Source organism: Halotia branconii CENA392, from assembly GCF_029953635.1.
GTDB classification, from domain to species: Bacteria; Cyanobacteriota; Cyanobacteriia; order Cyanobacteriales; family Nostocaceae; genus Halotia; species Halotia branconii.
Genome location: NZ_CP124543.1, coordinates 6,204,622 through 6,221,495 on the forward strand (window position 1 = coordinate 6,204,622; position 16,874 = coordinate 6,221,495).

Below are 16,874 nucleotides of genomic sequence, written 5' to 3' on the forward strand. Positions count from 1 at the left end.
GCAATTAGCTTGAGTACAAGACTTTTAATTTTTAACTTTTAATTTTTTCTCCAGCCAACCAATTCCTAAATCAGCAGTTAATGCAATTACCGCTGCCGGCACAGCCCCAGCTAAAATTAATTGATTATTGACTACGGCAATACCACGAAAAATAAATATTCCTAAACCACCAGCACCAATCGCCGCTGCAATAGTTGCAATTCCAATAGCAATCACTGTAGCTACCCGCACCCCTGCCAAAATTACACCCATTGCCAAGGGAATCTCTACTTGTAACAATAACTGTCTATCTGTCATTCCCATCCCCTTGCCAGCTTCCCGAATCGCTGGATCTACACCAGTAATTCCGGTATAAGTGTTACGGATAATCGGCAAAAAAGAGTATAAAGTCAGGGTTACAATTGCTGGGACTACGCCAATACCGCCAATGATCGGTACTGGTATTAGTAAACCAAACAGTGCCAAACTAGGAATTGTTTGCAGGACATTGGCAATACCTAAAATAGGTTGGCGAAGATTAGTTTTGCGTGTAATCAAAATACCCAGTGGAATCCCTACAATTACAGCGATTCCAATGGCGATGCCTACCAAAAATAAGTGTTCCAGCGTATGCTGAAAAATTTCTGGGCCGTACTTAACTAAGAAGAAGTCTTTCATAAGTTGTCTTGCAGAGAACGCAGACATGCAAGAAAAGCAACGCTTTCTGGATGTTGCGATCGCATAAATTCATCTTTTGTAGCTAATACAATCAACTCTCCCCCATACATTAAACCAATTCTTGACGCTAAAACAAAAGCTTCTTGGATATCATGGGTGACAAATACCACCGTCTTACCTAATTCTTTTTGTAACCGCCGAAACTCTTGTTGCAATTCTAGCCGCGTAATCGGATCAAGTGCGCCAAAAGGTTCATCCATCAATAACACTGGCGGATCTGCTGCTAATGCCCTAGCTACTCCTACCCGTTGTCTTTGTCCTCCCGACAGTTCATGGGGATAACGCCCAGCAAATTGTGTCGGTTCTAAGCCTACCAAATGTAATAATTCATAAACCCGTGTTTTAATTTGTTTCGGTTGCCAAGCTTCTAAAGTCGGAACTAAACCTACATTACGTTCCACAGTAAAATGGGGAAATAAACCAGTTTCTTGAATTACATAACCAATCTTGCGCCGCAGTTTAATTTCATCCCACCCAGTTGTGGGAATGCCATTAAATAATACTTCACCTTGGGTAGGTGTCAAGAGACGATTGATTAATTTCATTGTCGTAGTTTTGCCGCTACCACTGCGTCCGAGTAATACCAGTGCTTCTCCTTGGCAGATGGAAAAGTTGAGATTTGATACTAAAGGGCGGCGATCGCGGCTAAAGGTGACATCATGAAATTCTATAGTGATTTGCTGATCTTGTTGCATAATTTACTGGCTATAGGTGCTAGCTATATATAATTATCTGCTGATTTGCTACAAAGTAGTAGGTTAGGTAGAGCGCAAGCAAAACCCAACAAAACCTCAGAAATACATAGGTTTCGTTCCTCAGAAAGAGGTCGTAATTTACTATATTGTTTAATCTGCAATAGTATAGTTGAGGTTTTTGATGAATTATTTAATTGCAGTTTTACCAGACCGAATGCAAGCCGAAGCAGCTTACTCGGCGTTGGCACAAGAAGGCTTACCCAGTCAACAAATTGACATTTTGGGAAGTGGCTATAAAAGCGCTGATGAGTTTGGATTAATTGACCCTAATATACAGGCCAAAAAAGGAGCAAAACGTTTAATTTACTGGCTAGTACCCTTTGGATTTGTTGCAGGTTATGCTTTCAATTTTTTAACTGGTATTGAAATATTTCCTGTGATTGGTAACGTTGGTAATCATCTGATTGGCGGACTTTTAGGAGCTATTTCTGGTGCATTAGGTGCTTACTTGGTTGGTGGTGGTGTAGGTTTAACTGTAGGTAGTGGAGATGCTCTGCCTTATCGTAATCGCCTGAATCAAGGTAAATATTTGATCGTAGTTAAGGGTACTGAAGAATTAACTCGTCAGGCAACTCGCGTGTTGCGCCAGTTTGAACCTGAAAACATTCAAGGTTACACAGAACCAACAGGTGCTTAAAATAGAATAAGGGATGTGCAGAGAAATAAAGTACTTGGTATCTAGAATTGTGGATTTCATAATAATTTGAGTTCTTTTGTAGTAAGTAGTTCAGGGCTTATGAGATTGCTTCCTTCCACTTTGTTCCAGTCGCAATGACGGAATATCATATTTGACTGCAACTTGGGATCAATACTTCGACAAGCTCAGTGCGACGCTGCGCTCAACCCACTGGCTGAGCGTCGAGGGCTGAGAGTTAAGGGCTGAGCGTCGAGGGCTGAGCGTAGTCGAAGCCCGATCTTTTGGTACACTATTTAACCGCAAGTCCCTAAACGTATTTTTTTAAGTTGTGCCTTTGTATTAATTTCTCCTTATTGCTTTGACTAGGAAAAACAAAATACATATACCAAGAATCATTGCCAGCGCTGTCACAATCATTCCTAAACTACCAGTGTTTATACTCTGTGTTGGTGCATTGTTGACATTTTGTACAAGTTGTGAGTTTTCTGTTGCTCCCGATGCTACGGTGACTTCAAACTTGAATTTAAACGGTTTGAAACTAGCAGTATTTGCTGGGCTACCGCTCAGTTGTAGTTGATAAGCCCCCGGTTTGGGGAAGATAATATTTGCACCAGGAATACCTTGATAACGTTCAGCTGTCACAGGTTTTAAAGATGGCTCTAGCAGTGCTGGCTCTTGAGGGCTATGAGGTTCGGCATAAACAGCCAACCGACACTTGCATTGGGTGAGAGGAATTGTCTTTCCACCTTTGCGAGTCAGTGCGAACCAAGCTTGTGTGGGTTCTCCAGCACGGGGATTATCATTTGGTTCAATGTGGAGAGTCGCACCGACATCCGCCGCTATTTCTACTTTATGGGCAGAAGCGGGGTGAACATTTATTATGCTTATGACTAAGCAACTCAAAAATAATAAGTACTTGATGTTGGTTCGGTAATACCTTTGTTTTAAAATCCTTGGATGTTCACTAACAGAACTAGAGAATAAGCATAATTTACCGCGATTTAGTTGGGGGAACATAAAACTTTTCTACGCTTAACTTTGACCAAAAAAAACGCGAACGTACCAGCAATACACTAAAAGTGGCAATTCCCAGCAGTACAACTGCTAATTTATTCCCCCAAGTTGATTGTCCAGAACCCAGATAATGGGAACCAATCAACACAGCATGAATGACACTCAAAAGCAAAGCTGGCACGCTCAATAAATGAATTTGTCGCCAACGCTTGCCTAAGGATTTTTGCAATGATTCCCAACTTGTAAAAGCCGCGGGGGTCATTAATATTAATGCTACAGCACCCGCAGCCATACTCCACTGAAAGTCTATTGGCAAGAAAAACAAAGCGGCAAAATTCCATTGCAGGGAATGTTCAATCATGTGGGTGGTATGAACCACAGAAAGTACAAAGGCTCCCACTCCCAAAGCGCGGCGGTAACGTAGAGGCGAAGCCCATAAGCTGCTGATAGGACGAGCAATTAGCGCTAATATCAAACAAATCAATGCAGCATGTCCGGTGTAATCTACCATTGTGTCACCAGTCCGCAGCAAGGTAATCGTGCCGATGGTGAGTGTAACCCAACCACCTAAGCGAAATAATTGACTACGCCTATCTTTACTTACTAACGAAGTCGAGACACCTACACCCAGCATAGTAGGTAAAGTTCCCAAACCAAAAGCCAGCATGGTTGCTGTACTCATCCACAAGTTACCAGTTTCGGCGGCTTTGATTTGAGCAATATACAAAAAACCACAAGGCATCAAACCCCAAGTCATCCCCAAAAGTATTGGTGTCCACCATTTGGTTTTGAAAGAAAGTTTAATCATGCCTGTACTCAGGCGATCGTGTAAACTTTTTTGTAATAAAGGATGTAATAGAGGAATCCGAGGCAACCAATTGGGTTTTACTTGTCCCAACCCAAACCAAATCAGCATTACACCAGTAACAACAGCGATGACGCGGCGAAAGTCACTGCCAACACCCGCTAGTTGTCCACTTTTTATGAAAGCTGAACCTAATGCCCCGATACCAGCGCCAACTAGAGCATAACTCAACATCCGCCCCAGGTTGAGCAGGATATGAAATTTTAATTGCTGTTGCCAAGATACAGAATTGTCTAAGGAAGATTGTTGTGGAGTCTTTTGCTGATGAGACAAAGAAAACGCCACTGTTAGAGGACCACACATCCCAAAGCAATGCCCAAAACTGCCTAAGAACCCTAGGATTGTGATCAGCAACAAATCTAACATAAATAACTTAGCGCTCTTTGTAGTCGGAACTTTAAGTGAAATTGCGATCGCTGTCAAAAGACACATCGTCAAACTTGATGTTTACGTTACCCTAAGTCTGGAAGCCAAGGATAAATTTGCATGAAAAAATGGATTTGGCTAGTGCTGTTTGTACTAGTGGCAATTGCCGTGGTAAATAGTAGGGGTACTGTCAAAAGTGCGTTTTTTGAGCAGCGTCCTTCGCCAGAAATTGTAGAGAGTATTCCAGCGGCTAAGCCTCAACCACAGATACAAGAAATAAACAATACACCACAAGTGTCTACTGACCAGCTATTAGCTCACATCCAAAAATTGAATTTTCAACGCTACACAACAACCGAGCGATCGCTTACTCGCACTTATATCACAACTGAACTGCAAAAATTCGGTTGGAAACCTCAATTAGAAAAGTTTACTGGTGGCGTTAATATTTTTGCCGAACGACAGGGAACCGACAAAGCAGCAGGAGCAATTCTCGTTGCTGCACATTACGATACTGTGGCTTTTTCTCCCGGTGCAGATGACAATGCCAGTGGTGTAGCTGTAGTGCTAGAAGTTGCCCGACTTTTTGGTTCTCTATCCACTCCAAGGACTTTGCAGTTAACTTTTTTTGATCAAGAAGAAACAGGACTTTTAGGTAGTAAAGCTTTTGTTACCAAGACAGCACGGCTGCAAAAATTACGCGGAGTCATAGTTATGGATATGGTGGGTTACGCTTGCTACACTGTTGGATGTCAGCAGTATCCCCCAGGACTACCTATTACTCCACCCAGTGACAAGGGCGACTTTTTAGCAGTAGTTGGAGATATAGAACATTTACCTTTACTGAATACTTTTCAAAACTCACAGACTCTACCACAAGTCTTAAGAGTGCCTATTCCTCTCAAAGGTTTACTGACACCCGACACCCTACGTAGTGACCATGCCCCATTTTGGTATCAAGGGGTGGGTGCAGTGCTAGTAACAGATACAGCGAATCTGCGTACTCCCCATTATCATCAACCTAGTGATGTTCCTGCAACCATTGAGCGATCGTTTTTTACCGGGTCAGCGCAGATTGTAGTTAATGCTACCACTAAGTTGTTAAAAGAAAACGTGATCTTGAAAACTCAACCACCAAATTGACTTTTTTTGAATTGAAAATTGCAATGAGTTAAGTAAGTCGGAGAAATAAAATCAAACTATGTGAATAAAAGTAAATAAGGCTCAAACTCTTTCTCCCCCTGCCTCCTCTGCCTCCCCTGCTTGCCCAAATGTATCAACTTTAAAGTAAAACGGTATCAGAGGTCTACTGGAGTAGCAATACCGCATTTAACTAGTCCTGCTTCCAATTCTTTAATGAATCTCATATCTTGCTCTAACAAAGGTTGAGTTTCATTAACAACAGAGTCACCACTTATAGAAAATTGTCGCTTGAGAAAATTGAATGCTTGCTGGAATTGATGAGGATTTGCCTTTATTGGCGAGTCAAAGTGACAGGGAATAATCTGCTGGAAATTCCAAGTAGCGACCTTGTCTACCCAGTTAAGTACTTGCTGTGGCGCTTGGGGAAGAATTAAAACTTGTAGAATCGGTGCTACAAATGGACGACCTCCACCTCGTAAGGCATCAAAAGACTGTTTCCAGTTATCTTGCCATCGAAATGGAAATAAACCGCAGTAAGCCTTGAGTGACTTTTGTGGCGCTTTGAGAGCATCACAAAACATTTGCCCCAAACCTGTAATTTTTAGTACGCTGGGACGAAAGAAAACTGCAAATAAGGAAATGCGTTGCCATCCCTGGCGACGGTTAAGTTGATTATCCTCAATCGCTTCAGAAGCATTGTTTCTGGCATGAAACAATAAAGGATAGGGATCTAGTTGGTTAATTGCGGGTGGATCTTCTGGTACAGATAATATACTATCCGTTAAGAGTAGAGTGTGCGATCGCTTGTGAAAAACTGCAACTTCTGCAAAAGATCCTCGCCCCAAATCAATGTCTAATACAGCATATTCAAACTCATCAGCAAAAGGTGCTTGACTACTATCTTCTGGAAGTACTTGGGTGCGTTTTTGAGGAAAACCTAGCCAACTCAGGGGCAAAGTTAGTGGAAAACTCCATTGATGCGGTGCAATGAATACTTGTGCTTGAGAAAAGCATCTAGCGAAAGGACCGACAAATATTTTGTGTTCTAAACCAGAACTTGTCGGCAAAATGATGTACTTAACATCTCCGTGCTTGGCAACCAACTCCTTAACTAAACGAATACATTCAATGGTTGGTGCTACAGGTGCATAAACAAAAAGCCCGCCTGCTTCTAGCTTAATTACAGTCATCCGAATTGGCACGATGGTATAGAGAATGCCGTGCAACTGCTCAAATGTCCAAATAGTATCCTTAACAATTTCTAAGCAAAGTGTACGACGTTGACTGTAGGGATAAAGTGGTAAAGCAGGCCAAAACGGCCATAACCAATCTTGAGAATTAGTACTAGATTGCATCGATTCTGGTTGTCGTTTTTCTTTTGGTTTATGCCCCATGCCCGATTTCCTATACCCGAAAACTCCATCTTCTTAAGGGTAGAGTTTTTCATTCATCCATTTCTTTTAATGTAGCTAATGCTGAAGGAGATAACCGACTGAGATAACGGAATATCCAATATTTGAATATAGTATCTAAAATTACTGGAAAGGTAGCAATAAACATAAAGATGATGCTTCTATTGGCTTCAAGACCTAAATGTTGTGCCAACCCGTCTAAAATTACTTCCCATCCATGTGGTGAGTGAAATCCTACAAATATATCTGTGAATAAAATAATTAAAAAAGCTTTGGCGCTGTCGCTTAAACCATAGACAAGAGTATCAATAAAGGATTTGACAACCACAATTTCTCTTTTACTCTTAGCAATTACTATAGCAAAAGCAATTAATGAGAGCAAATCAGCAAAAATATTGCTAACAGCATTACTACTTTTATGACGAAATACTTCGGCTATTTCAATTGCTTTTTCTTTGATGCTTTCTTTTATAGCCTCTGACGAAATTGTTGGAGACTTATAAAGTAAACTTTCTAGTCTCAGCTTTTCTTGAAAGATATTTAATTCATCTAGAGCCTGATCTTCCATTTCAGAGTTGAGGAAAATTTGACTGATATTATCACCTCTAATGTTTTCTACTATAGGATTAATTAAAATTCTTTTAGATAGTTGATGTGTTAAGAGTGGTACAATAATTAAAGTTATCAAAAATTTTAAAGCCGTCCTAGTACGATTTCTAGAAATTCGATAATTCTTGATAAATTCTTCTTCTGCTTCGGGCGTGAAATCTGTTTTAATTTTATTAATTGTTCTGCCAATAGATCTAGGTAAGACTCCGGTTTTTTGAGAAGGAGGTTCAATCTTATCATTTAGATTAGAAGAATCAAACTGTTGCTCAGCTTCACTAGTATTATTTTTTATAGTTTTCGGAAAAGACACTAATGTACTGTTTTTAATTAAATTATATTTCCAGGTATACTTTTCTATTACTTCATCAATAAATTTCAACTTTTCTAATACAAATGACTCAGAAAGATTGAGAATTGAACGGCTCAATTGAAATTCTGTTAGTCTGATTTGAATAATAGTTAAATTTTGGTCAAGATATCCCTGCCAATAAGACATAACATTTTCAGTATAATTTGCTGATTTAGCAGATATTTTTTGATTACCAAAATGTTCTCTTTCGATATTTCTAATGACTTGAGCAGCATTGTATGCTTCTAGAAGCGCTCTTTCTGGTGTCTTCAAAAACCATTGATTCATTGTTACTTGTTTCCTTTTCATTTGTTTTTGATCTGGTTTAATACCACTCCAGATACTAAGTAATGAAGAACCTAAATTTTTATACTTTACTAGTTTTTTCTATTCCCTGTTCCTTATCATTTGCATACATGTCTGATAAACCTTGACAGCACGATCGATGCCCTTGAAACGATGATCTCCCATTTCCTGGAAATCCGATGACTTTGAAAGCATTATATAAGTAGCTTCACTGATCACGCATTCGCTAGGAGGACAAACAGCTTCCATACGAGCAGCAAGATTAATCGTAGCTCCTAATGCTGTGTAGTCAACCCTCTGAGAACTACCAACATCGCCGACAACAGCTTTACCACTATTAATTGCAATGCGTAATTGTAAGGGTTCGTGCCAAAAACTGTTAGCATTGAGACGTTCAAGACGAGTGAGCATTCCTTTAGCAGCTGCGGTTGCGCGATCGGCGTGATCTAATTGTGGTTCTGGAGCGCCAAAAAATGCCATAATACAATCGCCAATATACTTATCTAAAGTGCCACCGTAGGCAAACACTTCTTGCAACATCTCTTCAAATAAATTATTTAACAATTGAGCGATCGCAGTTGGTGTTAATCTTTCAGAAATCGCCGTAAAGCCAACCAAATCCGCGAACAAAATACTGATTTCGCTTTCTGCGGGAGCTAAACGACCATCTGGTAATCCCCCTACAGATATTAACTGCTGTACAACAGATGGCGAATGATAGCGTTCTAGTCGGTGACGAATCACCTCTTCAGTTTTGAGTTTTTCTGCCAGCAGCCAACGTTGGACACTAGAAGCTACAAGATTTGCTAAAGCCGAAAAAAAGCTGAGTTCTTCCTCTCCTTCATTTGCCCAATGGTAAGAAGAAAGATGAGCATCGGCGTAGAGAACACCAACAACTTTATTTTCATCCCATAAAGGCACAGCCATAGCACTGCGAATACCTTTAATCAAAATACTATGTTCCCCAGAAAACCGTTCATCTTTATGGGTGTCAGCGGTTTGCAGGGCTATTTTTTCTTCAAATACTTTTTGACAGATACTCCGACTAATCCAATCACCATCAGCAGCCAAAGATTCCTGCTCAGAAACATCTCTAGTACCAGCATTCACCAACTCTAACTGACCACACCCACCAACATCAATTAATAATGCCAGGCGGTCAATACTATCGAGATAACGAAAAACGACTTGTTGCACCTGGGAAAAAATCTCTTCTATAGATGCTGCTGCACAGAGGTTTTTGGCTATATCTACTAGGTCTTTAAGACGGGCAATAGTTTTGTCTTTGTTGCTGGTTTCGCCATCTTTGCCATCGGCTTCTATCCATTGCTGTTGCAGTTGTTTGACATTACGAAAAATTGTTTTTGGCTCAGAAGCTTCTGATAATACAAAATCCTTAGTCATAAACTGTGTAGCAGGATTGGCAAATAACACTACCAAATTCACATTTCCCAGCCAAACAATATCACCATGATGTAACTCTTGGGCATGACTAACAAGACATTGATTCACTTGTGTCCCGTTTTTGCTCCCCAAATCCTCAATATTCCAAACTCCATCAGCCGTTTTGACTAGCCTAGCGTGCTTACGAGAAACTCCTCCAAAAGGTAAGTACAAGTCACATTCCGGTAAACGGCCAATTGTGAACTCATTTTGATTCACTGTCACCGTTGTTTCCGTATCTCCCTGTTTTAGCCGCAATGTGAGTTCAGTCATGAGTGTGGTATGTCTATTCTGAAAATTGGGGGCGCAAGCATCTCTATAAGTAAGGGATACGCAGGGTGAATCCTTTACCTCTTCTTTATGACACTGTTAATGGCATTACGACAACTGCCCGTAGTAAATATTACATTTTCAAATATGAGTTACTCGATATTTTGAGTTTGCTGTGCCAGTAGTGTAGTCTGCTTCCGGTTGAGTAAGACTATGAATATAAGCTGCCGTGCTGATAAATTGCACTTTTTATGGTCTGGAACCCTTATTGCAACGAGAATACTATGGAAAATTAAAGATGCAACAGCTTAGTATTCTCAATAGGACTTACGCAAAACTATTTGCGTAAGTCCTGCTCAAAAAAAGAGTTTGGGTTCTAGAATAACACTAAGTTACTCAAGCTTATAGCAATTTTAAATACTCATTTGCTCAAAACCTAATCTAACAAAAATAACGTGTATGGAACGGAGAAAAATCTTAATAGCGACAAAAACTTATCCTTCAATAAGCATTAAATATAAAGAGACTGTATGTACAGCAGGAATTTTATTAGACAATGATGAAAATCCCTTGCAATGGGTTCGTATTTATCCAATTAGATTTCGAGAATTAGAAATTGATAAACGCTACCCCAGATGGAGTATTATTAGTGCTGAAATTGAAAAAAATGATAAAGATTATAGGACAGAAAGCTTTCGGCTAATAGATACTTCAATTGAAGTTATTAGAAAAGTTAGTACTGAAAATAACTGGGCAGAAATAAAAAAAATTATCTTGCCTTTTAAATTTAGATCTCCTAAAGAAATCCAAGAGCAAAAAAAATCTTTAGGTCTTATAAAACCTTTGAGTATAGAGAAATATTTCTGTAAACCTACAGAAAGAGAATGGAGTCCTAAACAGCAAGCAATACAAGATCAACTGGAGTTGCTTGATTTACTAGAACCATCTAATCCTATGTCAAATCTTGAAAAAATTCCTTACAAATTTGGTTATAAATTCACCGATGATGATGGAATTAAACATGAATATAGTATAAGCGATTGGGAAATTATGCAATTGTATAGAAACTGTAGAAATAAATCAAATTTTACTGATTTAGAATCACGAGAAAAAGATGCTTTGGAAAAAGTCAGGCAGAAATTAGAAGACAGCTTCATGTACGAGAAAGATTTACATTTTATTATTGGTAATTTAAAAAATCATGCAAATAGCTTCATGATTATTGGTCTTGTATATCCACCTATAGTAAAATATGAACAGATAAGTCTTTTTCAAATATAAAAAATGGTCAATACAGAATACAGCAATAAACATGATGATTCAGATAAATTCATCTTAACCTTTGGTTATGGTAATAGAAATACTTATGATGAATTTTTTGCTTATTTAAAAGATTTTCATGTCATTTGCGTTGTTGACGTTAGATTAAATCCTCGTGCTTGGAGCCGTAAATGGTACGGAGAGATAATAGAGACAGTTTGTTGTAAACAAAATATCAACTACATTTCTAAAGTTTCTCTAGGTAATACATCAGGTAATAATAATTGGGCTCCTCCTGATTATCAAGAAGCGGCTATTGCACTACAAGAGATTTCAGAAATAGCCCAAGTCGGAACTATTTTGCTCTTATGCGCTGAAAAGAACTCATGTCGTTGTCATAGGGTAGATATTGCACAACAACTACAAAAGCTAGTAGATAGGAAGATCAAACATTTAGAATAAAATGTTACTTTGATATTGAATTAAGTTATTAGCACAAATTTATGAAAAACGAGTTATTTAAAGATGACTCGTTTTTTTTTATAAACTAAACAGAGTTTATACTTTCTACCTACTGCCTCAAAACCTGTAACTTTATACTTCATACAAATAAAAACTAAACTGCTACAAGTAGTTACCGTATCAATGGATTTTTTTTCTGTGCTGCTGAAATGATAGTTTGTTCAATTCTCTTTAACCTAGTCTCTGGACGTTTTGCACTGTCAATCCAAAATAAAATATTCTTCTTTAATGAATTACTAAATGCGTCGAAATTATGGTTGGCTGTTGCGTTTGCTTCTAAGGCTTGCTGCAAATCTATGGGAATTGTTAATGCTTCAATTGCATCCAAAGACTTCCATGAACCATTTTCTTTGGCTACTGTAATTTTTTCCAAACCTATTTCAGTCATCAAGCCTTGTGCAATTAACTCTTCAATATATTGTTTGTTTAATTTTGACCATACACTTTTCGGTTTACGAGGTGTGAAAATTTGCTGATAACGGTCTTTATCTAATGATTTGATTTTACTATCAATCCAACCAAAGCATAGAGCTTCTTTGACTGCTTCGCTGTATTTAACGCTTGGTTTACCGCTTTTGACTTTGTAGTAAATCAACCATATACCAATAGAGGTGAGATGATTCTTTTTTAACCATTCTCGCCATTCTTGGCGATCGCTAGCATAAATAGTTTCCAGTTGGTCGTCAAATTTTGGCATTACCTGTTTCCTTAAAGTCGAGATTAGCAAAGATTCAGACGATAAATAAGTTCATCCGAAAGTTTTCCTTTGACAAATTCTGCATCTTTATTGGCTTTATGCAGCTCAAAACCTAGCTTCTCCAGCACCTTACGAGAAGCTAGGTTTTGCTCGTTCACAGAAGCGTGTAATATGGGAAAATTAAAACGCTCTTTGGCTAAGGCGATCGCTCTTGAACAATAACCAAAAGCATACCCTTGTTTTTGGAAGTCGGCAAAAGTCATAAAGCCGATTTCTGCATATCCATCATCGAAAATACCGATTTCAACAACTCCAACAAACTGGTGTTGTGGGAGTATTGCAACCCACTTTAACCAGGTCATTGTGTTATTGTCGGGCGATTTTTCTAGGGCGGCGAACTGATACTTTTGCTTTAGTTGCGAGAACGTCGGTATCTCTTCTTCTAGGTACTCGTATAATATCGGATTGCTCAGATGAAAGTACAGCAAATCGGCGTGATATTCCGTCACCTTTTCTAAGTGCAAGTTTACCCCAGCTTTCTCCATGTCAAGACGACTATTTTGGAAATATTATCACAGTAAATTTTCACCACGTCGATAAATTTCACGGGCGTAATCAGTCCAAGCGCCTTGTCCCCAATACCGGAAACAGCTAGTTTGCAGCAAAAGATTATACAGCAGAGCATGACGATATTTAGATGAATCCGTTGGCAGCAATTGATCGAGTTTTTGATGAAATAAACTGCTGAATTGATTCATTGGAGACAAAACATTTTCATATCCTTGTACCCAACTGATATGATTCGTCCACGAAGCACCATCAACATGGAAATTAGAATTGCTTTGTTTTAATTCTGCAATGGCATTTTCTACTGCTTCAGGTTGCAAATTTTCTAATGAAACTTGCTGCCAAATTTGGTGTTGTCCTGCTGGCTGACAAGTTGGGTAATCTTCTGGTTTACAACCAGCTGCTTCAATCAATTCTAAATATTCTGTACCACATACCCCAACAACACCGGATTTTCCTCCGCCTTGATTAGCCATCTCATGCCAAGCTTGTTTGAAAGCACCGGGAAATTCATTCATCATCACCCCACCATTTTCGCCATCACCAATTTGACTGACGATTGGTGGGATCAATACATTACCTACTTGTTGTGGAGATAAAGTTTTGGCTTCATAGTATGGTTGCATCTGAGCAACTAATTTAGTATCTGAACCTTGGGTTTTAATCAAAGCTGTGATGCTAATTGTTTCACCTTGGGAATTACGGGCAATTAAACGGTGTGGTAAATGTTTGTGACTAATTGGTTGACCTGTAAGAGTTTCTATAGAATGTTCTTGTACAAGTAGCCAACGATATCCACATTCTTTTAAGGCTTTGACAAATTCAAATAAAGTATCAGGGTGATTTGGCAGGTGCATTTCTGGAGGAGAAAAACCTTTAACTCGTGCCAGTGCAGACCAACCAAAAATTGCTGCAAAATATTGTTGCCATGCTAAGATGTGCAATTTAATATCTGGTATAGGCGTGGAAGGAATCACGGCATGACTCCACATTGTACCCAACCACTCTACATAAGGTTGATAGGTGGGATCGCAAGTGATGCGCTTGAGGTTGTCTAAAATATCAACCCGTCCCATTTGTCTGAGTCCCCATAAAAGATTGCCAGAGTAATCCAACATCACACGGGGATTGCAACCTTGACTGACGAGTTCGGGAATAAAGTCTCCCATGCGACTATAACAATAGGCAAAAGGCCCGGCGTTGTGGTTATCTCCTTCGTTGGGATGTTCAAACATGTATTGCAGATTGCTAATCAATCCACCGTCACCTCCCGCAGGGATAGTTGGTTGATGCATGTGCAAAGCGATCGCAAATACTGCTTTAATATCTTCTAAGCGGATATTCGTTGAGGGTAAGAATACGGGCGCATCCTGGTTAACAACGGCGAGTACTTCTGTTTCTTGACCAGAAATATTTGGCAAGCCATCAATGATTTCGGGCAAAGAAGAAAGAGTAGCAGGTGATGAAAGCATTTCTGATTGCTCCGAAACAAGGTATATCTAATTATGCGATCGCAGTAGCAATCTTGATTTTTAATATGCATTACTCAACAATCCCACGACTTTTAACCGTAGGATTGCCAGTTTTAACACTCCTCATCTATGAATTTCACGCTTAGAACTTCCGTGCAGAGACAAAATGAGCCATGTTTCTAGAAAAACCAAAATCGCTAAAACGTTGGATTTTACTCCAGAAACTCAGTTTTTGCTGAGGTTGTGGTCGTCTTGGCGCTGGCGGAGTTGCTATATGTAAAATCAACTCTAGCAACCAAGGAGCTAAACGTTGACACCACACAGCTAAATGACTTTGCCATCCTACTAAAATTTCTGGTGCATCATTTTGTAATCCAATGATCAATGCTTGCGCTACTTTTTGGGGAGTCATGGGGATCACCCAGCGAAATAATTTCAAGTCGCGCACCATGTCTGTATCTGTCAAAGAAGGCAGTAATGCTTTGACCTCAATGTTGTGTTCTGCTAATTCGCGCCGCAAGGCTTGGGTAAATCCTAAAATGGCAAACTTCGTAGCAGAATAAGTCGCCATTGTCGGTGCGGCTACTTTCCCCATCAAGCTTGATACGTTCACAATTGTCCCTTGTTTTTGACTAGCCATGCGTCGAGCGATCAGACTAGTGAGGGTGTACATTCCCAATAAATTCACAGAGAGTTCTTCTTGAACTTGGGGGAGTTTTGAACGCAAAAATGAAGTTTGATATGCGACTCCTGCACAATTCACCAAAAGATGAATCGGCCCATAATTGCGCCATAGTTGGGCAATGGCTATATTGACTTCAGCTGTACGAGTCAAATCGATTGCTAATATCGTCGCTTGGACACCCATCGCTTCGATTTCATTGGCTACTTCAACCAACTTTTGGCGATCGCGTGCTACTAATATCAACCGCTGCATTCTTTGTTGCGCCAATTCCAGCGCGATCGCTCTGCCAATTCCACGAGAAGCCCCAGTAATTAGGGCAACTTTACCTTGAATATTCATCGGTTTTCACCTCCATAATCTCAGCCTTACCGCATTTTTCGTCTTGCATCCTGGGTCAGGTAAGACAAATCAATCAACATGAAAATAAGCCTTTGGCAACAAAATACTCTTGGGCTAATCTGCATTGCTCATCCAAATCAAATTAGCCGCATTTCCCAGATTGAAAATTAACACTTCACGCCGTTAGTTTGGATGGATATAGCTCATAGGTTTTACCTCTCTTTAGATTTAGAGCGCTCACCAGTATCGCTGCCAAACACACGCTAACAATTAAATCAAGAGATTGCAATATTTTTTAATAAGTATTTCTTAATACTTGTTAACAAACAGTATATATATAAGCAACGGTTTGAGAAATAAGTTTTTATAAATAGCGGCTGGATAAATTTAGAAGTTTCCTGACAATCAGCCTAAAGGTATGCAAAAACCTGAAAAATTGTCATCCCTAAGTCATAGTTGAGACGCAAAAAAGTTATATAGTTTTGGAAACTTTATAGAGCAAATTGTCGTCAGCAGATTTACTGAATTTATATAATTAACATTTCCAGTCATCCCATGAGGAATTTGTTGATTTTGAAACAACAGATACAAAATTAGGCAAGCTATGCAATTTTTATCGGTGCAATCTTGTTAAATACTCTTATAAACTTTTATCTTGGCGTTCTTGGCGTTCTTGGCGGTTCGTTTATTTACTTTGTGGCGATCGCACTTTCATCAAGGGCTATTAATAGCAGTTAATCAATTTTATTGATTAGGGTATTTTAAATTTTATTTAGTAGGTCGTTCAACATAAATCACCATTAGTCAGCTTGAAAAGAAATGAGCCACAAATAAATGTGAGAATCTCTTACTTAACCTATAGCTATTTGTGAACAACAAGATCCCCGACTTCTCAAAGAAGTCGGGGATCTGAACCTCTCAATTTTCATACTTTCAAGTAATGGATTGATCCCTGATATGATTACATCAAAACTGCTTATTTAGCAGCACAGTAACCTTTAATCTCCTTAATTATTGCAGTTTCCTCGTTAGTACTCTTTTTCAAGGATGCTAAAAATTTATTTGCAGCGGGGATATTTTTTTTATCTATAGCTATGGCTGTCTGGTTCAAATTCCTGCTACTGTCTTGATAAAGTTTAAGAAATCGCCCCTGAAAGCTTTGCAGTTTTTCATCTTTGATTTCGAGTGCTTTCATTTGTGTAGCTATTTGGTCTATTTTAGTAGCAGTTTCAGTTAAGCCTTTAGTGCTTTTTGCAGACTGAGAATTTTTGCTAAGTTCTTGACCTAAGACAGTTGCCTGATTTGCAACTTTGATGAGTTTATTACATTGGACAACTTTACTTTCACCACAACCAGTAAATAACAATGCGATCGCAGCAGCAAATAAAAGTATAGCAGTTCTTTTAAGTATACTTAGCATTTTTTCTTTGACACTCCGCATTCTTA

At 39.1% G+C, this 16,874-nt stretch carries 18 protein-coding genes; 6 read left to right on the top strand and 12 right to left on the bottom strand.

Annotated elements, in window-relative coordinates; translation table 11 throughout:
- Positions 1 to 24: 24 nt before the first annotated feature.
- Positions 25 to 657: an ABC transporter permease gene (locus tag QI031_RS27140; protein ID WP_281482678.1), complete on the bottom strand. Its 633-nt coding sequence runs from the start codon at positions 655 to 657 to the stop codon at positions 25 to 27.
- Entirely contained in the window at positions 654 to 1,412 is a 759-nt protein-coding gene (locus QI031_RS27145) for an ATP-binding cassette domain-containing protein (RefSeq protein ID WP_281482679.1), read from the bottom strand. Before QI031_RS27145 ends, QI031_RS27140 begins: the two co-directional genes overlap by 4 nt.
- Before the next feature lie 181 nt (positions 1,413 to 1,593).
- Between QI031_RS27145 and QI031_RS27150 the strand changes: the two genes are divergently transcribed.
- On the top strand, positions 1,594 to 2,109 hold the full coding sequence (locus QI031_RS27150) for a hypothetical protein (protein WP_281482680.1): 516 nt from the start codon (positions 1,594 to 1,596) through the stop codon (positions 2,107 to 2,109).
- Positions 2,110 to 2,448: 339 nt separating this feature from the next.
- On the opposite strand, the gene QI031_RS27155 is transcribed toward QI031_RS27150, so the two are convergent.
- Complete coding sequence (locus QI031_RS27155; RefSeq protein ID WP_281482681.1) at positions 2,449 to 3,126, bottom strand: hypothetical protein; 678 nt, start codon at positions 3,124 to 3,126, stop codon at positions 2,449 to 2,451.
- Positions 3,101 to 4,354, bottom strand: a complete 1,254-nt coding sequence (locus QI031_RS27160) for an urease accessory protein UreH domain-containing protein (protein ID WP_281486136.1) — start codon at positions 4,352 to 4,354, stop codon at positions 3,101 to 3,103. Before QI031_RS27160 ends, QI031_RS27155 begins: the two co-directional genes overlap by 26 nt.
- On the opposite strand from QI031_RS27160, the gene QI031_RS27165 reads away from it, so the two are divergent.
- Both QI031_RS27165 and QI031_RS27170 read left to right on the top strand, forming a co-directional pair.
- Entirely contained in the window at positions 4,332 to 4,478 is a 147-nt protein-coding gene (locus QI031_RS27165) for a hypothetical protein (protein ID WP_281486186.1), read from the top strand. The two genes, QI031_RS27160 and QI031_RS27165, sit on opposite strands and share 23 nt — an antisense overlap.
- Positions 4,475 to 5,497 (top strand): M20/M25/M40 family metallo-hydrolase, encoded by a 1,023-nt coding sequence (locus QI031_RS27170; RefSeq protein WP_281482682.1) that lies wholly within the window; start codon positions 4,475 to 4,477, stop codon positions 5,495 to 5,497. The genes QI031_RS27165 and QI031_RS27170 overlap by 4 nt, the downstream gene beginning before the upstream one ends.
- Positions 5,498 to 5,652: 155 nt before the next feature.
- Here QI031_RS27170 and QI031_RS27175 read toward each other — a convergent pair whose 3' ends face one another.
- From QI031_RS27175 to QI031_RS27185, 3 genes are all read right to left on the bottom strand, one after another.
- Positions 5,653 to 6,891 (bottom strand): DUF4336 domain-containing protein, encoded by a 1,239-nt coding sequence (locus QI031_RS27175; RefSeq protein WP_281482683.1) that lies wholly within the window; start codon positions 6,889 to 6,891, stop codon positions 5,653 to 5,655.
- Between the two features lie 49 nt (positions 6,892 to 6,940).
- Positions 6,941 to 8,176: a proton extrusion protein PcxA gene (locus tag QI031_RS27180; RefSeq protein WP_281482684.1), complete on the bottom strand. Its 1,236-nt coding sequence runs from the start codon at positions 8,174 to 8,176 to the stop codon at positions 6,941 to 6,943.
- Between the two features lie 78 nt (positions 8,177 to 8,254).
- On the bottom strand, positions 8,255 to 9,889 hold the full coding sequence (locus tag QI031_RS27185; protein ID WP_281482685.1) for an adenylate/guanylate cyclase domain-containing protein: 1,635 nt from the start codon (positions 9,887 to 9,889) through the stop codon (positions 8,255 to 8,257).
- Positions 9,890 to 10,345: 456 nt separating this feature from the next.
- Here QI031_RS27185 and QI031_RS27190 point away from each other — a divergent pair, with 456 nt between their 5' ends.
- Positions 10,346 to 11,167, top strand: coding sequence for a hypothetical protein (locus QI031_RS27190; RefSeq protein ID WP_281482686.1), 822 nt, complete (start codon positions 10,346 to 10,348; stop codon positions 11,165 to 11,167).
- A gap of 3 nt (positions 11,168 to 11,170) precedes the next feature.
- A complete protein-coding gene (locus tag QI031_RS27195) occupies positions 11,171 to 11,608 on the top strand; it encodes a DUF488 family protein (RefSeq protein WP_281482687.1) in 438 nt (145 codons plus the stop codon).
- A 172-nt stretch (positions 11,609 to 11,780) separates the two neighbouring features.
- Here QI031_RS27195 and QI031_RS27200 read toward each other — a convergent pair whose 3' ends face one another.
- Genes QI031_RS27200 through QI031_RS27210 form a run of 3 tightly spaced genes read right to left on the bottom strand, consistent with a single transcriptional unit; the run spans position 11,781 to position 14,404 of the window.
- The gene (locus QI031_RS27200; protein ID WP_281482688.1) at positions 11,781 to 12,365 is read right to left on the bottom strand and encodes a YdeI/OmpD-associated family protein; all 585 of its coding nucleotides are present in this window, start codon (positions 12,363 to 12,365) and stop codon (positions 11,781 to 11,783) included.
- A 23-nt stretch (positions 12,366 to 12,388) separates the two neighbouring features.
- Positions 12,389 to 12,910 (bottom strand): GNAT family N-acetyltransferase, encoded by a 522-nt coding sequence (locus QI031_RS27205; RefSeq protein WP_281482689.1) that lies wholly within the window; start codon positions 12,908 to 12,910, stop codon positions 12,389 to 12,391.
- A 27-nt stretch (positions 12,911 to 12,937) separates the two neighbouring features.
- The gene (locus QI031_RS27210; protein WP_281482690.1) at positions 12,938 to 14,404 is read right to left on the bottom strand and encodes a glycosyl hydrolase family 57; all 1,467 of its coding nucleotides are present in this window, start codon (positions 14,402 to 14,404) and stop codon (positions 12,938 to 12,940) included.
- Here QI031_RS27210 and QI031_RS27215 point away from each other — a divergent pair.
- Positions 14,395 to 14,550, top strand: coding sequence for a hypothetical protein (locus QI031_RS27215; RefSeq protein ID WP_281482691.1), 156 nt, complete (start codon positions 14,395 to 14,397; stop codon positions 14,548 to 14,550). The genes QI031_RS27210 and QI031_RS27215 overlap by 10 nt on opposite strands.
- On the opposite strand, the gene QI031_RS27220 is transcribed toward QI031_RS27215, so the two are convergent.
- Together QI031_RS27220 and QI031_RS27225 are read right to left on the bottom strand one after the other, a co-directional pair.
- Complete coding sequence (locus QI031_RS27220) at positions 14,547 to 15,428, bottom strand: SDR family NAD(P)-dependent oxidoreductase (protein WP_281482692.1); 882 nt, start codon at positions 15,426 to 15,428, stop codon at positions 14,547 to 14,549. The genes QI031_RS27215 and QI031_RS27220 overlap by 4 nt on opposite strands.
- Positions 15,429 to 16,404: 976 nt before the next feature.
- Positions 16,405 to 16,869, bottom strand: coding sequence for a hypothetical protein (locus tag QI031_RS27225; protein WP_343217829.1), 465 nt, complete (start codon positions 16,867 to 16,869; stop codon positions 16,405 to 16,407).
- Positions 16,870 to 16,874 lie beyond the last annotated feature (5 nt).